This is a genomic window from Janthinobacterium sp. P210006 (genome assembly GCF_036231885.1).
Classification (GTDB): Bacteria; Pseudomonadota; Gammaproteobacteria; order Burkholderiales; family Burkholderiaceae_D; genus Janthinobacterium; species Janthinobacterium violaceinigrum.
Map to the genome: position 1 here is coordinate 784,351 of NZ_JAZARD010000002.1, position 24,788 is coordinate 809,138.

The following is a 24,788-nucleotide window of genomic DNA, read 5'->3' on the forward strand; positions in this document are numbered from 1 at the left end:
AACCACTGGAGGAAACCATGTACCGCTATACCAAACTGTCATTACTGGTCGTCGCCCTCGCCACGGGCGGCGGCATGGCCTGGGCCGTGACGGGCCAGCAGGCCGCCATGGACAACGATGCCCTGGCCATCGCCAAGGCCAGAATCTCTCTCAGCCAGGCCGTCGCCACCGCAGAACAGCATGCGGGCGGCAAGGCCACGCGCGCCGAATTCGAGCACGAAAAAGGCAGCTGGATCTTCGATGTGGAAGTAGTCAACGGCGCCAGGGTCTTCGATGTACGCATCGATGCCGACAAGGGCGCCGTGCTGTCCTCGCAAGAGGACAAGGCCGACCACGACGGCCGTGAACACGAGCACGACGACTGATCCCGCCAACCCGCCGGCCCGACCGAGTCGGGCCGGCCTGCCAGCTAAACTATGGAACACCTCAATTTCGCCCTGTTCGCCCTGCTCAACGGCCCGGCGGCGCCCTCCCCCGTCACCCTCGCCCTGGCGCTGCTGTTCGGCGAATGGCTGATCTGGCTGCTGCCAGCCGCCGCCGTCGTCGCCTGGCTGCGCGGCGGCGATGTGCTGCGTGCGCGGCTGCTGACGGCCACCGCCACGGTGGTCGCCGGCCTGTGCCTCAACCAGCTGATCGGCCTGGGATGGCAGCATCCGCGCCCGTTCATGCTGCACCTCGGGCATACCTTTATCGCACACGTGGCCGATTCCTCGTTCCCCAGCGATCACCTGACCGTCATCTGGTGCGCCGCCGGCGCCCTGCTGCTGCAGCCGTCCACGCGCGCGGCCGGCGCCGCCCTTGCCCTGCTGGGCCTGCCCGCCGCCTGGGCGCGCATCTACCTGGGCGTGCATTTTCCGCTCGACATGCTGGGCGCGGCCTTGGTCGCCTTGGCCAGCACCGCGTTGCTGGCCTGCCTGCCGCAGCGCATGGCGCAGGCGCTGGCGCGGCAAGCCATCCGCGCCTACCGCGCGCTGTTCGCGCCCTTCATCGCGCGCGGCTGGCTGCGTCCCTGACGGCTATGGCTGGCCTAAGTCTGGCGCCCCACACTGGCCGCACCACCACTGAACGGAGTCCGCCATGCCCCAGCCATCCCCCGCCGCCAGCCACGCCTGGCTAAACAAAGTCCCGCATGCCACCGTGCTATTCTGGATCATCAAGATGATGTCGACCACCGTGGGCGAGACAGGCGCCGACTACCTGAACGCCGACCTGCACTTCGGCCTGGGCGGCACCACGGCCGTCGTCGGCGCCCTGCTGGCCCTGAGCCTGTGGGCGCAACTGCGCGCCAGCCGCTATGTTCCCGTGCTGTACTGGCTGGTGGTGGTCTGCGTCAGCGTGTTCGGCACCTTGCTGACGGATAACCTCACCGACCAGCTGGGCGTGCCGCTGGCGGCCTCCACGGGCGCCTTCTGCGCCGCGCTGGCCGCCACCTTCCTGCTCTGGTACCGCAGCGAACGCACCCTGTCCATCGACAGCATCGTCACGCCGCGCCGCGAATGGTTTTACTGGGCCGCCATCCTGTTCACCTTTGCCCTGGGCACGGCCGCCGGCGACTGGGTGGCCGAGGGCATGCAGCTCGGTTACGCGCACGCGGCCCTGCTGTTCGGCGCCCTGATCGCGGCCACGGCCGCCGCCCGTTACCTGTTCCAGGCGAATGGCGTGGCCTGCTTCTGGGTCGCGTACGTGCTCACGCGCCCGTTCGGCGCCGCCTGCGGCGACCTGCTGTCGCAGCCGGCCGGCAATGGCGGCCTCGGTTACGGCACCGTCGCCACCAGCGCCCTGTTCCTCGCCACCATCGTCGCGCTGGTGGCCTATCTGTCGGCCACGCACAGGCATACCGCACCGCGCTGAGGGCAAATATGTGAAAATCGCGGCAGGACATTGAAGAAAGACAGCCATGCGGGTACTGCTGGTAGAAGACGACGCCATGATAGGCGCAGCCGTGCAGGCCGCGCTGCGCGACGCCGCGTACGCGGCCGACTGGGTACGCAACGGCCAGACGGCGCTCGACACCCTGGCCTGCCAGCACTATGACGTGGTGCTGCTGGACCTGGGCCTGCCCGGCAAGGATGGCCAAGACGTGCTGCGCGCCATCCGCGCCAGGAACAACGTGCCGCTGCTGGTCATCACGGCCCGCGACGCGCTGGAACAGCGTTTGCTAGGCCTCGATGGCGGCGCCGACGATTATGTATTGAAGCCGTTCGAGATGGCCGAGCTGCTGGCGCGCATGCGCGCCGTCCTGCGCCGCAAGGGCGGCGCTGCCGCTCCCGTACTGGGCAACGGCAGCGTCTCGCTCGACCCGGCCACGCGCGAAGCGACGGCCGGCGGCGCCGCGCCCGTGCAGCTGTCGAACCGCGAATTCGCCCTGCTGTACGCCCTGCTGCTGCGCCCCGGCGCCATTCTCTCGCGCAGCGAGCTGGAAGAGCGCATCTATGGATGGGGCGAGGAAGTGGAGAGCAATGCCGTCGAATTTCTCATCCATGCGCTGCGCAAGAAACTGGGCACCGCCATCATCAAGAATGTCAGGGGCGTGGGATGGATGACCTCAAAAGGCGCGTGAGCCGCGTGAGCAATACCCTGCGCACTTCGCTGCGCTGGCGCCTGTCCCTGTGGCTGGCCCTGGCAATCTGCTGCGTGGCGGTGCTGGCCGGCGCCTTTGCCTTTTATTCCGCCTTCCGCCAGGCGCATGCACTGCAGGACGACATGCTGCGCCAGGTCGCCGCGCTGGCCAGCCGCCAGCCGCTGGCGCCGACGGCCAATACCGAGGCGCAGGAACACGACGACAACGACAGCAAGGTCTATGTGCAGCAGCTGGGCGTCCCTGCTGCCGGCGAACCGGCCCTGCCCGCCGATTTGCCGGACGGCCTGCAGACGGTGCGCGCGGACGGCGAAACCTACCGCGTGATGGTGCGCGCCAGCGGCGGACACCGCCTGGCCGTGGCGCAGGAAACCGCCGTGCGCGATGAAACGGCGCGCGACAGCGCCCTGCTGACTTTGCTCCCCTTCCTGCTGCTCGTGCCCGTCTTGCTGCTTGTCGTCACGGACCTGGTGCGCAAGGTGTTTGCGCCCGTGCGCGAAGCCGCCCGCGCCGTCGATGCGCGGGGCGAAGACGATTTGCGCCCCGTCGCCAGCGCCGCCCTGCCCGCCGAGATTCGCCCCTTCGCCGATGCCATCAACCGGCTGCTGGTGCGCGTCGGCCTGTCGATGGATGCGCAGCGCCGCTTCATCGCCGATGCGGCGCATGAACTGCGCACGCCATTGACGGCCCTGTCGCTGCAGGCCGAGCGCCTGGCCGCCACGCCGCTATCTGCGGAAGCGCAAACGCGGCTGGCGACCCTGCGCGCAGGCATGGCGCGCAGCCGCAGCTTGCTGGAGCAGCTGCTGTCGCTGGCGCGCGCGCAGCAAGCGGCCGATGCGCCGCCCGCGCCAACCGTCTCCATGCACGCCATCTGCCGGCAGGTGCTGGAAGAACTGCTGCCGCTGGCCGACGCCAGGCAGATCGATATCGGCATGCTGGCCGGCGCCGACGTACTGGTGGACGCCAGCGCCATCGACCTGGCCACCTTGCTGCGTAACCTGGCCGGCAACGCCATCCGCTACACGCCGCCTGGCGGCAAGGTCGACCTGTCGCTGCGGCGCGAAGGCCGGTTCGCCATCCTCGCCGTGGCGGACGATGGCCCCGGCATCGCTGCGGTGGAACGTGAGCGCGTCTTCGACCCGTTCTACCGGGTACTGGGCAGCGGCGAGGAAGGCGCAGGCCTGGGCTTGTCCATCGTGCGCGCCATCTGCCTGCGCCTGGGTGCCACGGTATCGTTCGATTGCGCCGACCCGGCCAGCGGCACAGGCTTGCTGGCCGAAGTGCGCCTGCCGGCCGCCGTTTCCTAAGCCCCTGTCTCCGCCGCCACGCCATGGCGCGCGTCGCGCCGGTGTTCCAGCGCCTTGGCGGCGCGCTCGAAGTACAGATAGATGACGGGTGTGGTGAATAGGGTCAGCGCCTGCGATACGATCAGGCCGCCGACGATCGAGATCCCCAGCGGCACGCGCAATTCCGCGCCCGCGCCATGGCCCAGCGCCAGCGGCAGTGCGCCAAACAGGGCCGACATCGTGGTCATCATGATGGGCCGGAAGCGCAGCAGGCTGGCCTGGCGGATGGCCTCGAGCGCGGACAGGCCCTGCTCGCGCTCCGCCACCAGCGCGAAGTCGATCATCATGATGGCGTTCTTCTTGACGATGCCGATCAGCAGGATGATGCCGATCATGCCCATGATGGACAGGTCCTGGCCGCAGACGATCAGTGCCAGCAAGGCACCCACGCCGGCCGACGGCAAGGTGGAAATGATGGTCAGCGGGTGGATCGGGCTTTCATACAGCACGCCCAGCACGATGTACACGGCCACCAGCGCCGTCAGGATCAGCCACGGCTCGCTCTTCAGGGAGCTCTGGAAGGCCTGGGCCGCGCCCTGGAAGGTGCCGTTCAGGGTGGCCGGCATGCCGCTGGCCAGTTCCGCGTCGTGGATGGCCGTGACGGCATCGCCCAGCGCGTAGCCCGGCGCCAGGTTGAACGAGATGGTCACGGCGGGGAACATGCCCTGGTGGTTGATGGTGATGGGCGAGACGCCCTGCGTCACCTTGGCCAGCAGGTTCAATGGCACCAGCTGCTGCGTCAGCGGCGAGTGCACGAACAGGTGTTCCAGCGCCTGTGTCGACAGCTGGAATGCCGGATCGACTTCCTGGATCACGTGGTACTGGTTCAGCTGCGTGAACATGGTAGCCACCTGGCGCTGGCCGAAGGCGTCGTACAGCGTATCGTCGATGGCCTGCGCCGTGATGCCGAAGCGCGACGCCGTGGGGCGGTCGATGGTCAGGGTGGCGCTGCCGGCCGACGACTGCAGGTCCGACGACACGTCGCGCAGCTGCGGCAGCGCCGCCAGCTGCTTCGTCAGGGTCGTCGACCACTGGTTCAGGCTGGCCACGTCCGTGCCCTGCAGGGTGTACTGGTACTGCGCGGCGGAGATGCGCCCGCCCACCTGGATATCCTGGCGCACCTGCATCTGCAGCACGATGCCGGGCACCACGGCCGTGCGCGCCTTCAGGCGCGCCAGCACCTGGTCGGCGCTGGCCGTGCGCTCGCCGAACGGTTTCAGGTTGATCATCATGCGTCCCTGGCTCAGGGTCGGGTTGGCGCCGATCCAGAAGTACACATTGTCGACGGCCGGATCGCTCTTGACGATGCGCCCCAGCTGCTGGATGCGCGCCGACATGGCGTCGAACGAGGTATCGGGCGCCGCCTGCGCCAGGCCCACGATCAGGCCTGAATCGGCTTGCGGGAAGAAGCCCTTCGGGATGGCCACGAACAGGGCCGCCGTGGCGAACACGGTGGCGATGGTCACGGCCAGGGTCAGTCCCCGGTGGCGCAGCACGATGTCGAGCAGGCGGCCATAGCCGGCCGTCATGCGCTGGAAAAAGCCCTCGCTCCAATGGTAGAAACGGCCCTGCTTCGCCTTTTCCTCGGCGCCCGGCTTGATCAGCCAGGCGCACAGCATGGGCGTGACGGTCAGCGAGACGAAGACCGACATGACGATGGCGACGCTGACGGTGACGGCGAATTCGCGGAACAGCCGCCCCACGATACCGCCCATCAGCAGGATGGGAATGAAGACGGCGATCAGCGAAATCGTCATCGAGACGATGGTAAAGCGCACTTCCGTCACGCCCAGCAGGGCCGCCTCCAGCCTTCCTTTTCCTTCCTCGATATGCCGCATGACGTTCTCGATGACGACGATGGCGTCGTCGACGACAAAGCCGATGGCGATCGTCAGGCCCATCAGCGACAGGTTGTCCAGGCTGTAGCCGCACAAATACATGACGCCGAAGGTGGCGATCAGCGACAGCGGGATGGTCAGGCTGGGTATCACCGTGGCCCACAGGTTGCGCAGGAAGGAAAAGATCACCAGCACGACCAGGCCCACCGTCAGCATCAGGGTGAACTGCACGTCGCTGACGGAAGCCTGGATGGTCTGCGTGCGGTCGCCCACCACGTCCAGGCGCGCGGCCGGCGGCAGGCTGGCCGTCAGCTGCGGCAGGCTGGCCTTGACGTTGGCGATGGTGTCGATGACGTTGAAGCCCGGCTGCTTGTGCACGTCGAGGATGATGGCGCGGCGGCCCTGCAGCCACGCCGCCTGGTGCGTGTCCTCGGGCGCGTCCAGTACCCGGCCCAGGTCGCCCAGGCGGATCGGCGCGCCGTTCTTGTAGGCCACCACTATGGCGCGGTAGCCGTTCGCGTCCGTCAGCTGGTCGGTGGCGTTCAGCACCACGGCCTTGTCCGGGCCGTTCAGGGTGCCCTTGGGCGCGTTCACGGTCTGCGTGCCGATGATGCCGCGCACGTCTTCCAGGCTCAGGCCCAGCGCCGCCAGCTTGTCCGGGTCCACCTGCACGCGCACGGCGGGCCGCTGCTGGCCATGGAAATCGACCAGGCCGACGCCGTTCATCTGCGAAATCTGCTGCGCCACGTGGTTTTCCGCGTAGTCGTCGAGCTCCGTCAGCGGCATGGTGTCCGAAGTCAGGGCCAGCGACAGCAAGGTGAAGTCGACCGGATTGGTCTTCTGGTAGGTGGGCGGGCTGGGCAGGTTCTTCGGCAGGCTGCCGCCGGCCGCGTTGATGGCCGTCTGCACGTCCTGCGCGGCCCCGTCGATATTGCGCGCCAGGTCGAACTGCACCGTGATCGAAGTGGTGCCCAGCGAGCTCGATGAAGTCATCTGCGTGATGCCGGGAATGGCCGACAGCTGGCGTTCCAGCGGCGTGGCTACCGAGGTGGCCATGGTGTCGGCGCTGGCGCCGGGCAGCTTGGCCTGCACCTGGATGGTAGGAAAATCGACTTGCGGCAGCGGTGCCACGGGCAGCATGAAATACGCCACCAGGCCCACCAGCAGCACGCCGATGGCGAGAAACGAGGTGCCGACGCGGCGCTGGATGAACAGTTCGGTAAGCGACATTATCGTGCTCCCTGCGCGGCAGTAGCCGCGGCCATCGCCGTGACCAGCGCGCCCTGCGCCAGCCGGCTCTGGCCGTCGAGCACCACCTGTTCTCCGCCCTGCAGGCCGGCCGTGACGGCGGTGTAGGCGCCGTCGCTGGCGCCCGTGGCCACCTTGCGCACGCTGGCCTTGCGGTCCGGCCCCGTCACGTAGACAAAATTGCCGTCCTGGCCCGTCATGATGGCGCGAGTGGGCAGCGCAACGACGCCGTGGTCCGTGCGCAGCAGCAGGCGCGCCGTCACCAGCTGGCCCGGCCACAGGGCCCGGTCGGCGTTGGCAAAGCCCGCCTTTAACTTGATCTGCCCCGTGGCCGCGTCGACCTGGCTGTCGATGAAGGCCAGCCGGCCATCGGCCAGCGGCTTGCCGCCCGAGGCGTCGGCCACGGCGACGGCCAGCGGCGCCCTGGCCTGCTGTTGCGCCAGCTCGCCCAGGTTTTCCTGCGGCACGGAGAACAGCACGGTGATGGGCGCGATCTGCGTCAAGGTCACCAGTCCGGCCGCATCGGCCGCCTTGACCATGGCGCCCACGTCGGCCTGGCGCATGCCCAGGCGGCCGCCGAACGGCGCGCGGATGGTGGCGTAATCGAGCTGCAGGCGCGCCGTTTCCACCTGCGCCTGGTCGGCCGCCACGGCGCCCAGCTGAGCGGCCAGCTGCGCCTGGCTGGTATCGCGGCTTTGCGTGCTGCCCGCGCCGATCTCGGCCAGCTTCGCGTAGCGCTGCGCGTCGAGGCGCAGGCTGGCCACGGAGGCCGCATCCTTCTGCAAGGTGGCTTGCGCCTGCAGTAGGGCCGCGCGCAAGGGGCGCGGATCGATCTGCGCCAGCAACGCACCGGACGCCACTTCCTGGCCTTCCGCAAAGGCGATCTTCTGCAGCTGGCCATCGATGCGCGTCTTGATGTCGACGGCGTTGAGGGCCGTGACCGTGCCCACGGACGACAGCCAGACGGGCATGTCGCGCCGTTCGGCCACGCCCAGGTGGACGGGGATGGCGGCCCTGGCGACGGGCGCCGGCGCCGGTTTATGCAGCGCATACGCGCCGCCGGCAGCCAAGGCCGCGATCAGTGCGGCCAGCAGCCAGCGGCCGCGCCGCGCTCCCGCGCCTGCGCTGTCAGGTTCTTGGTGATTCATGGTGTAGCTCCCGAAATGGATGCAATGGAATGGGTTTCGCTGGCGGCGTCAAAGCCGCCGCCCAGGGTGCGGAACAGGCCAACGGCCGCCTGCAAGCGGCCCAGGCGGGCTTGCAGCAAGGCGTCCTGCGCCTGGGAGCGCGTGCGCTGCGCCGTCAGCACGTTGAGGAAATCACTGCTGCCCAACCGGTACTGCGCCTCGGCCAGGGTGCTGGCGCGCTGCGCCGAACTGGCAGCCGCCTGCGCCGCCGCTTCCAGCTCGCGCTGGTGCACGGTGGCGCTCAGGCCATCCTCGACTTCCTGCAGGGCGCCCAGCACCGTGCCCCGGTATGCAGCCGCCAGTTCCGTGGCGCGGCCCCGGCTCACCGTCAGCTGGCCTTGGCGCTGGCCCCCGTCGAACAGGGTCTGCGCCAGCGCGGCGCCGATGTCGAGGATGGGATTGGACGACAGCAGATGGCCCAACGCGGCGCTGGTCACGCCCGCGTTGGCCGTCAGGGCTAGGCTCGGGTAAAAGGCGGCGCGCGCCGCGCCGATGTCGACATTGGCGGCCTGCAGCCGCGCTTCGGCGGCGCGGATGTCGGGCCGGCGCCGCAGGATGCTGGCCGGCAGACCGGCCTGCGGCTGCGGCACGGCCACCGCCTGCACGCCGCCGTCGGCCAGCGCGAACTGTTCCGGCGTGGCGCCCACCAGTACGGCCAGCAAATGGCTGTTCTGTTCGAGCTGCTGCTGCAGTGGCGGCAGCGCCGCGGCAAAGGTCGCCGTTGCGCTGCGCTGCTGCTCCACCTGCAGGCTGCTGGCCACGCCCAGGTCGGCCTGGCTTTGCACCAGTGCCAGCAGGCGCCGCGCGTCGTCGGCGATGCCCTGCGCCAGGCGCAGGCGTTCGCGTAGCGACAGCAGCTGGAAATAGGTGTCGGCAACGGAGGCGGTCAGGGTCAGCGCCACCGTGTCGGCGTCGTACACGCTCGCTTGCGCCAGCGCCTGCGCCGCATCGCCGGCGGCGCGGTTCTTGCCCCAGAAATCGAGCTCGTAACCGGCCTGGGCGAACAGGCTTTGCGTATTACTGCTGCTGCCGCTACCCACTTTCGCCGTCGTGCCGCTGGCGTTGTGCACGCGGTCCAGCGTGCCGTTCAGGGTGACGGTGGGATACAGCGGCGCGCCGGCGGACTGGGCCGCGCCGCGCGCCTGCTCGATACGTGCCCGGGCCTGCGCCAGGGTCTGGCTGTCGCGCAGCGCCCGGTCTTCCAGCGCGGACAGCACGGGATCGCCGAAGCTGCGCCACCAGCCGCTGCGTACGGGTACGGTGGCACCCAATGGCGCCGTCTGGTAACTGTTCCAGCGCGGCGCTAGGTCCACCTGGGGACGCTCATAGGCCGGAACCAGCGAACAGCCGCCCAGCAGGACGGCGATGGCGGCCAAGGGGAGCACCCTGGCCGGTCGGAATGGGAATGTCATGGTGATGGCCTCGTTCTGAACTGGTATCCAGAATAGGCCGCAGGGGCTAAATCCCCCTTCGCCGCCAGATGAAATTTAATTCATGCTGTTTCAGGCCAGCCGCTGCGGCAGCGCCTGGGTGCAGTCGTTGCGTAGCGCATCAGGATGCAAGCAGATTACACAGGTGAGCATGCCGTCCTGCTGCTCCCACGTGTGCAAGCACGCCATCTGGCGATTGACGTCAAGCCATCGCCCCAGATCCACCACCTTGCAGTGCTCAACGGCTGACTGAAAATCTGCGGCCGATAGGCAGAGGGTCATGTGTGGCGTACGTATCGTGTCGCGTTCCAGCCACTTCATGATCGCACCACCTTGATCGTATTGCCGCCGCCGGCCGAGCCTAAGTAAGGCTCCAGAAGCGCATCCGCAGCCACGAAGCGGTCGCGTGCGTCGGTGGTGTTCTGGAAGTACTCCGTTTCCAAAGGCCCTGTCTTGTCCTTCCTGATCGCGTGCGAACCGGTATCGAGGTCGGGCAGAAGATCCTCGCCGCGGCCGGCGCGCACGGCGAGGTCGATGCAGGCGTTGACCACGTCAGCCGGCACGATGGTGCTGGGCACGATGAAACCGTCGACCAACACGTTGTAACGTGGCCAATCCAGCGCCTGGTGCTGAAACGCGCGGCGGCCGGCCCAGCGCGTGCGGTAGGTCGCCATGAAGATCATTGCCTTGCGCAGCGCGATTTACTTGTCGGCCTCGGCCAGCGCTTCGCCTGTTTCGATAATGATCATAAATATTCCTGCCATTTGGGCAATTAAGATATATCCAGCAAATACCGCATAAAATTGTCGCATGATTAATTTCAGTAATTTTTTAACATCAAAATACAGGGATGAAATGAACTCGAGAACTGTTGCCAAAATTACGATCAGCGCTCTCATTTTCTGCGCCTGCATCTACGCACAAGCCACAACCTTTTCCAACGTCGCGTTACCAGGCGGTGAAATCTCTTATCTGGGTGATCCTGACACGACCAGCTACGGCGAAACCTTCACGACACCATTCGGAGGAGTACTTCAGGATTTCAACTTTCATGCGGCTGAAGGTACCTATGGCGACTTGGGGTTCATTATTGCGGCTTGGGATGGCAGCAAAGCCATCGGGCCAGCCTTGTACGCCAGCTCACCATTCACATATAACAGTGGCGTCCAGATGCTCGGGGCGAATGAAATCAATTTGACATTGCTAGCCGATGTAACTTACATCGCATTTTTAACAACTGCAGGCATCAAATATCCAGTTTCAGCCGTGACGATGCAAGGTTCGACTGGCGACAGTGGATTGGGAGGCGAATTCGTATATCTGAATTCCAATGGCGCCCATCCCCTTGACTCGAATGGGGCGTGGGACCACTATTTTGTAAGCAACATGGCCTATACAGCGAATATCACGGTAGTACCGGAGCCAGAAACCTACGGCATGATGTTGGCAGGCTTGGGCCTCCTTGGCTTCGTGGGGCGTCGCAAAGCCAAGTCGCTTTAATTGAAATCGGCGCCTTGCACGATGGCGCCGGTTTTTTTCCAGCTATCACTGCCTCATCAAGCACCCAGCAGCGCTTGAAGTTCAGCCTTGTTTGCCGCCGCAGGGGACTTGATGCCCTTTCTATCTAGCGCCCCCTGCAGTTGCTCCTTGCTCATACCGGTGGCTTGCGAACTGGCGACCAAACCAACAGCCAAGGCTGCGGCCTCGCCACGCAGGCGCTGCGCTTCGGCTTCATTCGCGGCGGCCTCGTCCGCGCTGCGGATGGCAGCAACCCCGTTTTCGCGCGCTTGCTCGACAACGCACTCTTTCTCGGCCGCCAGCTCGCGTTCGCGTTGCTATAGGTTAGCGCTTCACGAGGAAGTACCCGTTTGCGTCATTCGGGTGGTCATGGCCAGATTTCTTGTCCGGCTGGCCGTCGGCGCCACACACCTGCGGCTCCAGCGCCTCGGTGGTGGTCGGGCACTGGTCGGTGTTGATCTTCCAGCGGCGCTCGCCCTGGGCGTTCAGGATCATGCCGTTGTAGGCGTTGACCCGGTCCTTGACCGCAGGGTTTGAGTGGTTCACTTCGAGCAGGAAGCCCGCCTGGCGCAAAATGGACAGGTCGGACTCGCTCGCGTTCTTGCTGCTGGTGTTCTGGCCGGACACATCCGGGAAAATCTTCACCTGGTGGCCTTTGTCCTTGAAGTCTTCCTTCAGGATCTTGGCCATGGCTGGCGTGTCACGCACTTGCACGCGCTCGGCCAGCGTGCGCGGCAGGCCGTCGCGCACCACGTTGACGCATGCTGTCATGTTCTGGACGTTGAAGTCCAGGCCAACCATCAGCGGCTCGCCGGGCAGGATGAATTCGTTCGTGTGGTTCAGCATGCGGTCGAAGTCGGCGTACACGCTGCCGCTCGTCAGGTTGGTGAACTTGCCGCGAAGGTAAGCATCGATCAGCGCTGGCGGGTAGCTGGCCATCAGCGAAGAGATGTAGTCGTCAAGCAGGTTCAGCCCATTGTCGAACGTGCTGGCCTGGATCAGGCCATACAGGCTGGCCAGCTCCGGCTTGTCCCGGATGGCCTTCACGCACTGCTGATAGACGAACTTGAAGCCCTCGGGCGTCGTCGTCACGTCGATGCCGTTCATGAGTCCCGGCACCTTGTAGCGCATCCGGGCGATGATCTTGCGCCAAGCCGTCTGCGCCTTCTTCAGCCGCATCACGTCCAGTTCATCGATCAGCGCGTGGCCGATCTTGAAGCCGGCGATGGTTTCCGGCTTTTCCATCGAGCGGCAGATGACGGTGCCACGGTACCGGCGGCCCTCCTCGTACACCTCGACTTCGTGGTCGCCCTGCTTCACCTTAATGCGCAGGCCCATCGCGTAGGCCACCTCCTCCATCCATGAGATCGTTTCGACGGAAGGCCATGCGCTGCCACCTCAAAACCACCAGCAACACCCTGCTGATAAGCCCATAAAATGGCATTTGGTGGTTTTCGCTATGCATAACAAACCAGCATAAGTCACTCAAAGTAGGCAAGTCGGGCAAGTCGCCAATCACGAAAAGAGGTATGCCAGGCGAGAAGAACTGGCGCGGTTCGACATATAGAGATAGAGAAGCGGACAGCTGCGGGCCCATGAGGGCCGGCAGCTTAGCAAGCAGCTGTTTACCCCTCCCAGCCAAGCTTCCTGTGATTGGTACCGGGTTAAAGCATCCCGGCGTCGATTTAGCGCGCGGCCTCAAGGCGGCGCCCGACCGATTGCCCTGCTTCGTTGCTGGATCGCTACTTTACTGGGCACCTCCTTTTCGCGCCTGCGGCGGCATAATTGCGCGCGCATCCAACCTGTTCAGTTTCGTTCGCCGCCCTTGGCCTGTATCTGGCGATCAGCAGCAATCAAGGTCCAGCCAGTTCGCGGCGCACCTCTTCCCCCGTGGGTAAAGATTGGGGCGCCAGCGTGCAGCGATCTAGGTAGTTGCGAACAAGGTGTTGTGGCAGTTAGGTAGTTTCGGACATAGCGGCCTCGAAAGTGGACACGTAATAGAAAAAGCCCGCATGAGCGGGCTTCGATGTTTACTCGCCACAACAATCTGCATGGTGAGCTACACAATTTTAACGCGAACTAATCCATCAATGGACGGGTGCCCGGCGAATTCCCACTATCGTTGCCGCATGATGCGATCATTACGAGTACGAGAAGTCTTTTCAGTTTACGTCAAAAAAAATAGAAATTACAAGTCAAACCTCGACAGCGAGCGATATTGCTACTAAAATAATATACTCACGAGAATGGAGATACCAATTCCTGATACTTCGCCTCAACCGATGCAAGCTAAAAATACAAGTTTGTGTATAGAACACGAAAAGCTTAAGTTACATTTTTCCTATCTAGTGATTATTCTAGTTTTTGCGATGATCTTACTGGCAACGGGCCAATTTACGCCTAAGGAAAAGTTCACAGAATACCTATCGAATGCCGCCACTCTCGTCTCTGTGGTGCTTGGCCTGGTAGCTATTTTTTATTCCTTTGTTTCAAATGACAGCCTTTCAAAAAGTTTAGGGTCAATTAGCAATGTGTCTGAGCAAATTGCAAAGACAAGAGAGCAAATAAGTATTTATGTTGATCGAACCGCGGAGACTGGACAAATTGCCGAATCTGGCGCTAAATTACTAAATTCTGCCTCCGTTGAAATGAAGCATAGTCTAAGTACATTAACGGAGGCAATGGAAGCCATTAGAACTCAGACCGGTGAATTTTCTTCTATTGTCGGAGAAATACCCGTAAAACTAGAAAAATTAGAAACAACCTTTCTAGATGCTGCAAAATCCTTTGGCGAGAAACCAAAGGTAAAAACAAATCAAGCACCCAATATCATATTGAGTGATCCAGTGATTGAAAAATTTCTTGCAACGTCCTCCCTAAGTTCAAATCTAATTACAATTGCCTGCGTACTAGCAGCCAAGGCAAATCAAGATCTAGAGCTGGATAAAATTTGCGACAAAATAAATATGCCAATATCTGACCTAATGACCGGATATGTAGCAGCAATGAATGCCGTAGGGCTGATTTCAGCTAAGTACATTTCCGGAACAAGGAGTTTCAAAGTAACAGAAATCAATAAACGTCTTACGGAAAATGCGGAGAGTTATTACGAAAAATACATAAATGACACTTTCAAAGACGACACTGAGAAACTGGAATTATGGAAAAAAAGACTAACTGCTATTAAGGAGCTATTCCCTACCCTTTTGACGAAGTAAAGATTGGCTATTAAATACATTTTTTATTTTACTAGCAGCGCGTGCATTGTGAGCCTGCAGCAACCCTTCCAGTTCGCTTACCATATCTGTAATGCGCTCGCGTTCAAACCCGCCTGCGCATTGCACCGTCACCTTCCCGCTCCCCTTACAGGCCACGCAAAACTGACGATTGGTCATCACATCGGTGCCACGGCAAGCTTCACACTTATCCGCTAGCCAGTGTGCAAGTGATGCGTTCGCAACGCGGCGGTAAAGAGCCTGCGCCGCCTGCTGATCCCACGCAGTGTTCGCCTTCACCCAGCCACGCGAGCGCCCCTTTTCAGCAACAGCTGCCGTCCAAATACGCAGTAACTGCGCCAGGTTCGCCGAGCCACTTTCGAAGAGCTGGCGCGCTGCACCGTCCGCGTACTTCACGCGCGACAGCAGGGCCCCCAAACCAGCGCCCGACCGATCAGCCAGCGCAGCAGCCGCAGCGCCTCCGCAAGGTGATGCCGCTCATCGTCCTTCAGGTTGGACGAGTTGATCGATGCGATATACTTTTCTGCGAGTCCCATGTATTCCCTTTCATTCCGTACGTCAACGTTAACACCCTTTTTTGACCTGTGCTAGCCCTGCCACTCCCAGGCGCCGCTCATACGCGCAGCACGCCAGTTCGGTTGAATTCGCGCACGGCCGCTAACCCGGCACGCGCGATCTCGACGTTCGACGCGCCGCGCAGGAAGACCATCGTCGTGCCGATGCCCTCTCGCAGCACGCGCATTTCGTCGCCGTTGACGCCGAAGCCGCCCGTGCGCTGGGCCAGCGCCTGGATTTCGGCAATCGCCTCGACCATAGCCTGGGCCACAGGCAAAATTTCATGACCATCTGGCGCGATGCGGCGAGCCATGTCCGCGTTGCTCAGCAGATCGTAGACGTGCTGCTCCTGGAAGTGGCCCTTGCCCATGGCCTCGCTGGCCTGGAAGCCTGGCATTTCGAAGGCTAGGTCTGAGCGCAGGCCAGCCGGCAGCACGGCCGGCTTCGGCATGTACCGCTTGCGCGGCTTCTTGTTCGCGCCCATCAGAATTCCTCCGTCTTCCAGCCGCCGCCCAGCTTCTTCGGCAGCGCCTGCACGGCGACGAAGCGCAGCGGATACATGTCGGCCGCGATCTTGATCTTCGCGCGCGCATCGTCTTGCCAGTGCCCTTTCACTTCGTGCGCCTCCTGCGCGCCGCCGGCCAGCTGCACGGCAAAATCTGGTGTGTAAAAAGTGTTGTCGGCAAGTCGGAATTTCAGGCCCTCGAACTTGTACCAGGCCACCTCGCCAGCGGCCTTGCGCAGCTCCAGCGTCTGCGCATACGCGGCCTCGGTCTTGTTCATGACGCCGACCTTGAGGCGGCCCAGCGCCTGCAAGCCGCGGGCCATCATCGCGTTTTCTCCAGGCGATGCGTCACCGCCTTGACGATTGCGGCGCGCGCCGCCGCATCCTTGTGCAGATAGAACCGGTACCACTCCAGAAAGCCACTGGCATCGACACCGGCAGACATCGGCATCAGCCGGATCTCGAACTGCACAAGCAGCGGCGCGGCCGCCTTCCAGTCGCCCAGCCAGTCCGGCACCATGGCTTGGCCGCGACTTGCGGCGGCGCCCGCCGGCGTCGAGTACATTCTCAAGACCGCTGCCGATCGCTACAAACTAACAGTACCATATGCCTTTAAATTGACCGTATTCGGGATTTCGGCCATCGACAGGACACGCATATGCGGAATCACCCGCTCGGACAAGGCACGGACATGGCGCCGCAAGTCGGGGGAGCATAACAACACCGGCAGCATATTCGCCTTCATCATGCGTTCGGACTGGGCGGCCAGGCGCGTCAGTAATTGCTCCGCATACTTGGGTTCCACCACCAGCGTGCTGCCCAACTCGGCATTGCGCACGCTTTGCATCAGGTTCTGCTCGATGGCCGGATCCAAGGTCAGCACATTGAGTGCTGGGGTCTCACCCAGCAGCGATTGACAGATGGCTGAGCCGAGCTTTTGACGCACCAGCTCCGTTAGATAATTCAGGTCTTTGCTGTTTTTGCCCATGTCGATCAAAGTTTCCAGGATACCTTCCAGATTACGGATCGAGACTTTCTCCCTGAGCAGGTTTTGCAAAACCTTTTGGACGTCGCCAACCGACAAAACGGTCGGAATCAGCTCTTCGACCATGCCAGGCTGCTGTTGCCGCACCCGTTGCAACAGCCGTTCGGTTTCCGCACGGGTCAGCAGCATCGCCGACTGCTGCTTCAGCACCTCGCTCAAATGCGTGATGAACACGGTGCTGGCGTCGACCAGCGTGTAGCGGGAAGCGCGCGCAAATTCCTTCTCGCTATCCTCGATCCATACCGCGGGCAGCCCATATGTAGGCTCGCGAGTTTCGATCCCCTTCAGCGGCCGCGCTTCTCCCCCCGAATGAATGGCCAGGGTGCGCTCGCTCATGATCTCGCCACGCCCGGCAGGCACACCAAATACCTGCAGCTCATACGCATTGGCCGATAAATGCGCAGCGGCGCGAAATCGCACGCGCGGCAACACCATGCCCGACTCCAGCGCATATTGCTTGCGTATTGCCGCGATGCGCTCCATAAAAACCGTTTTCTCGCCATCAACCAGCGGTGACAGACTCGCACCGACCAACACTTCGATCGGCTCCACTTTCAACATCTCGTAGGCATCCTGGTCGTCCGCTTCTTTCTGCTCGGACTTATCCAGATCCACCTTGCCTGCTTCACCTTGACCTCGCTTACGCACCAGGACGGCGGCCAGCAGCAATACGGCAATAATCGACAGCACCGGCAGTACTGGAATGCCGGGTAAAAAAATCAAAATGCACAGGGCAGCGGCCACCACCAGCAACGTTTTCGGAAAGGAGGTCAACTGCCGCAGCACTTCGGCACTCAGATTCCCGTCCGAAGCAGAGCGGGTCACAATAATGCCGGTACCAACCGCGATCACCAGCGCTGGCACCTGGGTCACGATACCGTCGCCGACTGTCAACAAGGTAAAGGTTTGCAATGCCTGGTCCCAGCGCATGCCCATTTGCATGACGCCAATCACCAGGCCACCAATGATATTTATCAAGAGAATCACGATGCCGGCGATCGCGTCGCCTTTAACGAATTTACTCGCGCCATCCATCGCGCCATAAAAGCCGGTTTCCTTTTCCAGCGTCTTGCGCCGCCGCTTGGCCTCTTCCTGATCGATGAAACCCATGTTCAGGTCCGCATCGATACTCATTTGCTGTCCAGGCATGCTGTCCAGAGTAAAGCGCGCCGCCACTTCCGACACGCGTTGCGCGCCATTCGTCACGACGACATACTGCACCACCACCAGGATCAGGAAGACGATCAGTCCAATCACATAATTGCCGCCCACGACATAGGCGCCGATGGAAGCAATCACGCGGCCCGCATCAGCGTCGGACAGGATCAGGCGCGTCGCGGCCACATTGAGCGACAGGCGGAACAGCGTGGCGATCAACAGCAGCGAGGGAAAGGTAGAAAACTCCACGGGCCGGCTGATATAGAACGTCAGCAACAGGATCAGCAAAGCAAAACTGACATTGGTCAAAATCAGAAAATCAAGCACGGCCGACGGTATGGGCACAAATAATACTGTCAGTATGCCCACCACCAGCAACACCATCACCAGATCCGCATTGCTGCTAAAAATACGACGCAAAGCCGACATCAAACTACCTTTCCAGAAGCACGCCTTGCATCGCGCATTGTATAAACCCAAATCATGATCTTGGCGATTTGCGGGTACAGTTTCTCGGGCACGAAGGCTTCCTCGCCCACCTCCCGAAACAATATCCGCGCCAACATTTTGTTTTGCACTACAGGAACATTATGGCGTCCGGCCATTTCCCGCATACGTCGCGCCATCTCGCCCGCCCCCTTGGCAACCACCTGTGGAGCACTGGACTTTCCATGCTGATAACGCAAAGCCACTGCCAGCCGGGTTGGGTTGGTAATCAGTACATCGGCCGACGGCACGTTGGCCAGTCCTTTGCTACGTTTCAACACTTCCTTGCGCAACTCGCGGATGCGTGCGCGAATGCGCGGATCCCCTTCACGATTCTTCGACTCATCCTTGACATCGCGCTTGCTCATCCGCATGCGCTTGGCAAATTCCCAGCGCGTGAAGCCGAAATCGACCAGGCCGATGAACAACAGCGTCAGCACCAGCTTGACCAGCAAGGCCGCAATCAGGGCGATCAGCATGCGCGAGTAAGCCTTGGCATCCAGCGACGGCAAACCGATCAGCCCAGGAATGGCCTCCCGCACCAGGTAGTACGCTACCGTCCCCAGGATCGCCAGCTTGATCAGGCTCTTGGCCGTCTCAAACAGCGTACGCATCGAAAACACGCGCTTCAGGCCAGTGGCCGGGTTGAGCCGGTTCAAATCCGGGATCAGGGGATGAAAACTGAAGATAGGACCAGTCTGAAACAAGTTAATCAGGACCGCTACGACGGCCAGGGTCAGGAACAGCGTTCCCAAAATGCTCAGCATATCTGTCAATAACTGCGCAATCCAGGCAGCCGTACCATCAACACTCCAGTCCGCTTGATTGCCATGGGCCAGAATTTTTTTCTGTAATAAACCAATACGCTGCCAGGCGTCCCAGCCACTGCCATAGATCGTCACCACCACTGCGGCCAACATGGCCAAGGCATTGAGGTCATTACTACGTGGAACGGAGCCCTTCTTGCGCGCCTCCTGCAGCTTGTGTGGGGTGGCCTGTTCCGATAAATCCGCATCTTGACTGGACATTTAAGTCAGCACCTGTTCCCAATAAGTAAAGATCGAACTGTAGACGCGCCCCATGGCAGGTCCCATCGAGCCAACGGTCAGTCCCAGCACCGCCACGCCGGTAAAAATCTTCACAGGTACGCCGACCACGAAGACATTCATCTGCGGCAAGACGCGCGACACCACTGCCAGCGCCGTCTCTGCCAGCAATAAGCAAAAAATGACGGGAATGATCAGCGCCACGCCAAGGGAAAACATCAGACCAAACTGGCGCAGCACCGCATCGAACGCAAAGCCGGAAAAGCCGCTCCCTGGCGCAGTGATCTGCAGCGAAAAAGCCAAACCGCGCAGCAGGGCGTGATGGCCATCCATGCCAAAGAAGACGGCTACCGCAAGCAGGTTGAGCATGCTGGCAAACAAGGGAGCACTGGTGCGCGCCACGGGATCATAAACATTGCCGATACCAAACCCGCTTTGAATATCCAGTATTTTTCCTGCCAGGGAGAACGCGCCAAAGGCGGCAAAAACACCAAACGCCAAGGTGGCACCATTCGCCACCTCGGCAATAGCCGCCAGCACCACCGGCCCCATCGCCAATACCGTACCGGACGGCCGCACATGCAAGCCTGCCACCAGCATCACGCTCAACGCCAGCGTAAACAGCACGCGCACCGTCACCATTCCCGTCAGGCTGGAGAAAATGGGCGTCATGACCAGCACGACACCGATACGCAGCGCGGTGTAAAAGACGGCCATGAACCATGCCGGATCGATGTCCACTACCATAAGGCAAACCCGGATGCGTTAGAAATAAGTAGGTATATTGCTGATCAAGCTAACTGAAAAGGCGATCAGGCGCTTGAGCATCCATGGTCCGCACACCACTAGCACGACCACCGCAGAGATGATTTTGGGGATAAACGTCAGCGATGCTTCCTGCACCTGAGTGACCACCTGCACCACGCTGACCAGCAAACCGACTGCCAGCGTGACCGCCAGCAGCGGTGCGGAAATCAGCACTGCGTTCCACAATACATCGGCCAGCAGTTGCAGCGCGAGGTCAGGCCTCAAGCGCCGCCCCTTGCGCCTTGTTGCACATGCGCTTGCACCACTTTGCCCAGGTCATCGTCAAATATGCCCGCCTTGGAAGAAAGCAGCCTGAAAGCCAACTGGCGGAATGCGTGCGGATCGACCGTCTCGCCGGCCAAGATCATCTGGGCATAACGGGCAGACAAACCATGCGGATCCAGCCTGAGGGCGCGCTCGATGCTGTGTGCAGCCGGCTCGCGCTCACCCAGTTGGGCCTGCACCACAGCCAGCGCCCCGTGACTCTCACCAAAGTTGCGGTCCATTGCCAGCGCATGTTCGAATACCTGCCGCGCGCCCGCCAGGTCGTGCTCAAACAGCCGGCACCAGCCGAGCAAATGCCAAGTACCAATATGTGATGGCAGCAATTTGACGGCTTGTTCCAATTGCGTCCGCGCAGCACTGAGATCGTGCGTAAGCAGGCTGCTCATGCCAAGCCCGGCCCAGCTGCGCCCCTCTTGCGGATGACGTGCAATGACTTGTTCAAAACGTTCCATGGCCGCGGCTGCATCGAAGCGTGCCAGTGCCATCGATCCGTTGACCATTAATGCCTCGAGCGGCGGGACCGGATCGGTGAGAGCGGCCAGGCTCAGACGCTCTGCCTGAATCGCGTCGCCGGCATCCATGTAGACCAGGCTGGCGACCGACAGGAAGTGGCGGTCGGCGCTGCAATGCGCTTCTTGCGCTACGGCCAGCGCAACTGCCTCATCCAACCTGCCCGCGTGATGCAGCACGCGCAACAGCAAAGTTACGGCCTCCGGCCAGAGGCCGGCGGCCGAGCCGAACGGGGCAAGCGCCTGCGCCGCATCGGCATAGCGCGCCAGCCAAAAATAGCAATATGCCAGGTTATACGCCAGATGCATGTCGGCATGCACTGCCAGCAATGGAGCAAACACGGCAGCCGCATCGTCCCAGCGCTGCTGCGCCATCAGTATATTGCCACGCAGCGACTGGAAAACAGCATCCTCCGGAAACCGCGCCAGCGCCGCGTCGGCATGGCCAGCGGCTGCCTCCAGGCGGCCCAGTTCCAGACATTGATCGATTACTGTAGCCAACAGGTTGCGATTGCCTGGATCCGACTTCAAATACTGTTCAGTACGCTCAAGCCGGCTGGCCGCCTCTATCAGATTGCTTGGTTCTGCCTGCATAGGTTTCAAATCTCATTCAAAAAACCAGGACCATCCTGGTTAACCATCAAATATAGGTCGATGGCGCTTCCTTGCGCCACCCTCTACCCGCCGGCCAGCAAATGGCCTATGGCACTCTGTATCATTACCGCACTGGCGGTATCATGCTCCATGGCCGACTGGATATCATCGAGCACTTGATAAAACTTCGGATCGTGTGCCAATGCTTCCCCGAAATGCGCCAGCAGCACAGCCTCGAGGAATACCCGGAAAGCCTTGCGGCCACGTTGCGGGTCATCCTGCGCAATCTGCTTCACCCGCTGTTGAATCAGGCCGCTCAGCTTATGTGCAGCGTAATCGTCCTGCGCCGCTTTACGGGGTGCAATGCGTCCCTTGCGTTGCTGCACGGACGCCGCACCGCCCAGTTGCGCCTGGATCAGCGTGACGAGTTGCGTAACTGAGGCAATCGACGATGCCATGTCAGTCAACATGAAGAAAGTTGATCATGCCGCGCACCGTTAATGGCTTTGATTTCCGGTATAGGCGGAGAGCAGAATGCTGCGCTCGCCTTCACCGATTTCGGCCGCATTCGATACCGCCGGCGGTGCGGCCGCGCGTAATATGCCAATCTCGCCCAGGACTTTTTGCATGTCGCCATTGAGCGCGGGATTACTGTCATTCAAGCCAATCCCCTGCCGCAAAGAGTCTTCCGCATCGCTTAGTTGTTCACGTATCAGATACTGCAGGCCGCGTCCAAAATGGTACAAGGGATCCTGCTGATTCAACGTATCGAGGCCAGCGAACACTTCAGCGGCGCGTGCACTATCATTTCCCGCCAGCCATAGCAAGCCGAGCTGCAACCGTGCCACGGACAGGGCCGGATCCAGTGCCAGAGCCGCTTCCATTTCATCGATAGCCCTCGGATACATCTTAATCTGTGCATATTCGGCCCCCAGCATGTAATGCGCGGCGGCGCTGCCATCGGGACGCGATACGGCCTCCTTCAAATAGCCGATCGCGGCGCCCGAATCACCGGCAGCACTGGCATTCAAAGCCAGCTGCAGCAATTCGGCTTGGTCAAGCATGGACAAGGTCGCACTAGTCATTTTGGAATCCGATTCAAGTTTATTTTTTCGTACAAATAGTAGAAACACTGCGGATGCTAACAATATAAATCCAGGCCATCACGCTTTCGCAAGGCCTCGCGCAGATTGCCCAGGGCTTCCTTGTGTATTTGCGCCACCCGCCCGCGCGACACACCGAGGATCTGTGCAATTTCCTCAAAAGCAACTTGCTGCAAATAATGATACGTAATCACCTGGCGCTGCTTGCCCTGCAATTGGGCGAGCGCCACCTGAATACTTTCTTTTAACTGCATCAGCTCGATGCCTTGATACGTATTGTCCTGATAATGGTTACCTGTATCAGAATACATGCCAGTATCATCAAGTGCAAACCCCACGGCCAATCCGATCGCCATTTCGGCAAGCTGCGCAAACAACACAGCAGGATCGGCAGGACAGGGATCCGCACCGCGCAATGTCTCGACGCGCTCGGCAACAATACGCTTACGGGCTACGATCTGCTCCTGCACCTCGCTAAGCGAGCGCAAGCCATTCAGTACCGCACCGTGAATGCGTTTTGCCGCAAATGTTTCAAACTTGACGCCACGTGCGACCTCAAAGCGGTCGACCGCTTCCAGCAGTCCAAGGCGCGCGTATTGCAGGTAGTCCGCAAACTCGGCAGCAACATCGTGCCGCCCCGCATACAGCTTGGCTGCCATGATGCGCGCGAAGCGCAAATAATGCGCCACGATGCGGTTGCGCAACTCACCATCACGACTTTGCTGGAACATGCGCCACAATGCAGCCACGTCGGTGTCGCTGGAAACAAGCTCAGGTTGCAGGGCGCAGTCCACGCAGTGCCCTAGGAAAAAGTGCCCAGCAACGCACGCACGACCAGATTCCAGCCATCAATCAATACAAACATCAAAATTTTCAGCGGCAACGAAATCGACGCCGGCGGCACCATCATCATGCCAAGTGACATCAGCGCACTGGATACGATCAGGTCGATCAGCAAAAACGGCAGAAAAATCACAAAGCCGATCTGGAATGCGGACCGCAATTCCGACAGCATGAACGCCGGAATCAGCTGCACCATGCTGATATCGTCGATCACCTTGGGTGCCTCGCCTTTGGACAGTTCGACCATCAGCGCAAGGTCCTGCTCACGCGTCTGGCGGACCATAAACTCGCGCAAGGGCAATACGGCACGCCCCGCGGCGGCCTCGGTACTGAGCGTGCCGGCGATGTACGGCTGCAGCGCCCTGGTATTGACCTCCTGCAAGGCTGGCGACATGGTGAAGAAAGTCAGGAACAGCGCCAGGCTGATAATCACGGTATTGGGCGGCGTTTCCGGCATGCCCAGCGCGTGGCGCAACATGGACAAGACAATCACAATCCGGATAAACGAGGTCATCGACATCAGGATGGCTGGCGCCAGGCTCAGTACCGTCAGGCCCAGTAATATCTTGATTGCCGAAGAGACATCGGCCGGGGCGCCTCCCCCCCCGGCCAGGCGTACCTGCAAGCCCGGCAGCGCAAGCGCCGGTTCCGCCACGCCGCCAGCCCATGCCGCCGCCATTCCGCCACAGGCAGCGGCCAATAGAATTCCTAGCAAGGCGCACTGCCGCAACTCAAGGCGCATCACTAACCTCCAGGCTGCCAGGTGGTGCATCCACCACGATCGTGTCGATACAGGTGATGCCATGCTCGCCTTGCGCGAGCAAATGCTGCTTGCCACCGAATTCGACCACGGAAATCAGCGTACGCGGCCCCAAACGGCGCGTTTCCAGCACACGCAGCAGCGCCGGCGCACCCTTCGCCCGCATGCCCAGCTTCAGGCGCTTGCGAACCAACACGACCGCGCCGATGGCCAGCAGCGAGACCAGCAACACCGCCATCCCGCCCGAGCCAGCCAGGCTTGCTGCCTCAGCATCGCGTTTGAACGGAATCGCCTGCGTCGCCAGCGCCGCACCGCCATACCATGAGCAAGCCAGCGCTGCGATGATGCCCCGTCTCATGCGTGGGCAACCTTCGCCAGTTCACTGATGCGAACGCCAAAATGGTCATCGACGACCACAAGCTGGCCGCGCGCGACAACATTGCCGTTTACGACGATATCGATCGGATAATCGGCCTTGCGGTCCGTCTTCAGCACGGACGCTTCCTTCAGCCCCATCAATTCGCCAACCGTGGTCTGGATTTCCCCGACCATGACGTTCAGGCTCACCTTGACGCTGTCGAGCAACCCCAGGTTCCCGGCAAAAATAGCCGGCCCTGCCGGGGACGGCTCCTTGAATTCGGATAATTCAACGACCTGGGCCTGCGCTACCGCGGCGCCATTACTGTTTGATGTACTGCTCATTCCACTACT

Annotated in this window: 28 protein-coding genes; 7 read left to right on the forward strand and 21 right to left on the reverse strand. The window is 61.5% G+C overall.

What is annotated here, in order from left to right; translation table 11 throughout:
* Positions 1-17: 17 nt before the first annotated feature.
* From VPH41_RS12015 to VPH41_RS12035, 5 genes are all read left to right on the forward strand, one after another.
* The gene (locus VPH41_RS12015) at positions 18-365 is read left to right on the forward strand and encodes a PepSY domain-containing protein (RefSeq protein WP_328570179.1); all 348 of its coding nucleotides are present in this window, start codon (positions 18-20) and stop codon (positions 363-365) included.
* Between the two features lie 51 nt (positions 366-416).
* On the forward strand, positions 417-1,013 hold the full coding sequence (locus VPH41_RS12020) for an undecaprenyl-diphosphatase (RefSeq protein ID WP_328570180.1): 597 nt from the start codon (positions 417-419) through the stop codon (positions 1,011-1,013).
* A 64-nt stretch (positions 1,014-1,077) separates the two neighbouring features.
* Complete coding sequence (locus VPH41_RS12025) at positions 1,078-1,851, forward strand: COG4705 family protein (protein WP_328570181.1); 774 nt, start codon at positions 1,078-1,080, stop codon at positions 1,849-1,851.
* Between the two features lie 46 nt (positions 1,852-1,897).
* Positions 1,898-2,560, forward strand: coding sequence for a response regulator transcription factor (locus tag VPH41_RS12030; protein ID WP_328570182.1), 663 nt, complete (start codon positions 1,898-1,900; stop codon positions 2,558-2,560).
* Positions 2,536-3,885, forward strand: a complete 1,350-nt coding sequence (locus VPH41_RS12035; protein WP_328570183.1) for a sensor histidine kinase — start codon at positions 2,536-2,538, stop codon at positions 3,883-3,885. Before VPH41_RS12030 ends, VPH41_RS12035 begins: the two co-directional genes overlap by 25 nt.
* Here VPH41_RS12035 and VPH41_RS12040 read toward each other — a convergent pair.
* The 5 genes from VPH41_RS12040 to VPH41_RS12060 form a co-directional block, all read right to left on the reverse strand.
* Positions 3,882-6,992, reverse strand: coding sequence for an efflux RND transporter permease subunit (locus VPH41_RS12040; protein ID WP_328570184.1), 3,111 nt, complete (start codon positions 6,990-6,992; stop codon positions 3,882-3,884). The two genes, VPH41_RS12035 and VPH41_RS12040, sit on opposite strands and share 4 nt — an antisense overlap.
* Complete coding sequence (locus VPH41_RS12045; RefSeq protein ID WP_328570185.1) at positions 6,992-8,158, reverse strand: efflux RND transporter periplasmic adaptor subunit; 1,167 nt, start codon at positions 8,156-8,158, stop codon at positions 6,992-6,994. Before VPH41_RS12045 ends, VPH41_RS12040 begins: the two co-directional genes overlap by 1 nt.
* Positions 8,155-9,609, reverse strand: a complete 1,455-nt coding sequence (locus VPH41_RS12050) for an efflux transporter outer membrane subunit (RefSeq protein ID WP_328570186.1) — start codon at positions 9,607-9,609, stop codon at positions 8,155-8,157. The genes VPH41_RS12045 and VPH41_RS12050 overlap by 4 nt, the downstream gene beginning before the upstream one ends.
* Positions 9,610-9,699: 90 nt before the next feature.
* Positions 9,700-9,948, reverse strand: coding sequence for a hypothetical protein (locus tag VPH41_RS12055; RefSeq protein ID WP_328570187.1), 249 nt, complete (start codon positions 9,946-9,948; stop codon positions 9,700-9,702).
* Positions 9,945-10,328 carry a DnaT-like ssDNA-binding protein gene (locus VPH41_RS12060; RefSeq protein WP_328570520.1) on the reverse strand — a complete coding sequence of 128 codons (384 nt, stop codon included), beginning with the start codon at positions 10,326-10,328 and terminating at the stop codon, positions 9,945-9,947. The genes VPH41_RS12055 and VPH41_RS12060 overlap by 4 nt, the downstream gene beginning before the upstream one ends.
* Positions 10,329-10,437: 109 nt before the next feature.
* On the opposite strand from VPH41_RS12060, the gene VPH41_RS12065 reads away from it, so the two are divergent.
* The gene (locus VPH41_RS12065; RefSeq protein WP_328570188.1) at positions 10,438-11,127 is read left to right on the forward strand and encodes a PEP-CTERM sorting domain-containing protein; all 690 of its coding nucleotides are present in this window, start codon (positions 10,438-10,440) and stop codon (positions 11,125-11,127) included.
* 342 nt (positions 11,128-11,469) lie between these two features.
* Here VPH41_RS12065 and VPH41_RS12070 read toward each other — a convergent pair whose 3' ends face one another.
* Positions 11,470-12,483, reverse strand: a complete 1,014-nt coding sequence (locus tag VPH41_RS12070; RefSeq protein ID WP_328570189.1) for a phage terminase large subunit family protein — start codon at positions 12,481-12,483, stop codon at positions 11,470-11,472.
* A gap of 908 nt (positions 12,484-13,391) precedes the next feature.
* On the opposite strand from VPH41_RS12070, the gene VPH41_RS12075 reads away from it, so the two are divergent.
* Positions 13,392-14,363: a hypothetical protein gene (locus tag VPH41_RS12075; RefSeq protein ID WP_328570190.1), complete on the forward strand. Its 972-nt coding sequence runs from the start codon at positions 13,392-13,394 to the stop codon at positions 14,361-14,363.
* Here VPH41_RS12075 and VPH41_RS12080 read toward each other — a convergent pair.
* The 15 genes from VPH41_RS12080 to VPH41_RS12150 all read right to left on the reverse strand — a co-directional run bounded on the left by VPH41_RS12080 (position 14,337) and on the right by VPH41_RS12150 (position 24,779).
* Positions 14,337-14,798, reverse strand: coding sequence for a hypothetical protein (locus VPH41_RS12080; RefSeq protein WP_328570191.1), 462 nt, complete (start codon positions 14,796-14,798; stop codon positions 14,337-14,339). The genes VPH41_RS12075 and VPH41_RS12080 overlap by 27 nt on opposite strands.
* Positions 14,799-14,994: 196 nt before the next feature.
* Entirely contained in the window at positions 14,995-15,420 is a 426-nt protein-coding gene (locus VPH41_RS12085) for a hypothetical protein (RefSeq protein ID WP_328570192.1), read from the reverse strand.
* Positions 15,420-15,767, reverse strand: a complete 348-nt coding sequence (locus tag VPH41_RS12090; RefSeq protein ID WP_328570193.1) for a DUF1064 domain-containing protein — start codon at positions 15,765-15,767, stop codon at positions 15,420-15,422. The genes VPH41_RS12085 and VPH41_RS12090 overlap by 1 nt, the downstream gene beginning before the upstream one ends.
* Entirely contained in the window at positions 15,764-16,006 is a 243-nt protein-coding gene (locus VPH41_RS12095; RefSeq protein ID WP_328570194.1) for a hypothetical protein, read from the reverse strand. Before VPH41_RS12095 ends, VPH41_RS12090 begins: the two co-directional genes overlap by 4 nt.
* A gap of 21 nt (positions 16,007-16,027) precedes the next feature.
* Complete coding sequence (gene flhA / locus VPH41_RS12100) at positions 16,028-18,073, reverse strand: flagellar biosynthesis protein FlhA (RefSeq protein WP_328570195.1); 2,046 nt, start codon at positions 18,071-18,073, stop codon at positions 16,028-16,030.
* Positions 18,073-19,158: an EscU/YscU/HrcU family type III secretion system export apparatus switch protein gene (locus tag VPH41_RS12105; protein WP_328570196.1), complete on the reverse strand. Its 1,086-nt coding sequence runs from the start codon at positions 19,156-19,158 to the stop codon at positions 18,073-18,075. Before VPH41_RS12105 ends, flhA begins: the two co-directional genes overlap by 1 nt.
* Positions 19,159-19,923 (reverse strand): flagellar biosynthetic protein FliR, encoded by a 765-nt coding sequence (locus VPH41_RS12110; RefSeq protein WP_328570197.1) that lies wholly within the window; start codon positions 19,921-19,923, stop codon positions 19,159-19,161.
* Positions 19,924-19,941: 18 nt separating this feature from the next.
* The gene (locus VPH41_RS12115) at positions 19,942-20,208 is read right to left on the reverse strand and encodes a flagellar biosynthetic protein FliQ (RefSeq protein WP_328570198.1); all 267 of its coding nucleotides are present in this window, start codon (positions 20,206-20,208) and stop codon (positions 19,942-19,944) included.
* Positions 20,205-21,371: a tetratricopeptide repeat protein gene (locus VPH41_RS12120; protein WP_328570199.1), complete on the reverse strand. Its 1,167-nt coding sequence runs from the start codon at positions 21,369-21,371 to the stop codon at positions 20,205-20,207. Before VPH41_RS12120 ends, VPH41_RS12115 begins: the two co-directional genes overlap by 4 nt.
* An 83-nt stretch (positions 21,372-21,454) precedes the next feature.
* The gene (locus tag VPH41_RS12125) at positions 21,455-21,841 is read right to left on the reverse strand and encodes a hypothetical protein (protein WP_328570200.1); all 387 of its coding nucleotides are present in this window, start codon (positions 21,839-21,841) and stop codon (positions 21,455-21,457) included.
* A gap of 27 nt (positions 21,842-21,868) precedes the next feature.
* Positions 21,869-22,456, reverse strand: coding sequence for a tetratricopeptide repeat protein (locus VPH41_RS12130; RefSeq protein ID WP_328570201.1), 588 nt, complete (start codon positions 22,454-22,456; stop codon positions 21,869-21,871).
* Positions 22,457-22,512: 56 nt separating this feature from the next.
* The gene (locus tag VPH41_RS12135; RefSeq protein ID WP_328570202.1) at positions 22,513-23,268 is read right to left on the reverse strand and encodes a sigma-70 family RNA polymerase sigma factor; all 756 of its coding nucleotides are present in this window, start codon (positions 23,266-23,268) and stop codon (positions 22,513-22,515) included.
* A gap of 8 nt (positions 23,269-23,276) precedes the next feature.
* Entirely contained in the window at positions 23,277-24,059 is a 783-nt protein-coding gene (gene fliP / locus VPH41_RS12140; protein ID WP_328570203.1) for a flagellar type III secretion system pore protein FliP, read from the reverse strand.
* Positions 24,049-24,435 carry a flagellar biosynthetic protein FliO gene (locus VPH41_RS12145; RefSeq protein ID WP_328570204.1) on the reverse strand — a complete coding sequence of 129 codons (387 nt, stop codon included), beginning with the start codon at positions 24,433-24,435 and terminating at the stop codon, positions 24,049-24,051. Before VPH41_RS12145 ends, fliP begins: the two co-directional genes overlap by 11 nt.
* Entirely contained in the window at positions 24,432-24,779 is a 348-nt protein-coding gene (locus VPH41_RS12150) for a FliM/FliN family flagellar motor switch protein (protein WP_328570205.1), read from the reverse strand. Before VPH41_RS12150 ends, VPH41_RS12145 begins: the two co-directional genes overlap by 4 nt.
* Positions 24,780-24,788: the final 9 nt, after the last annotated feature.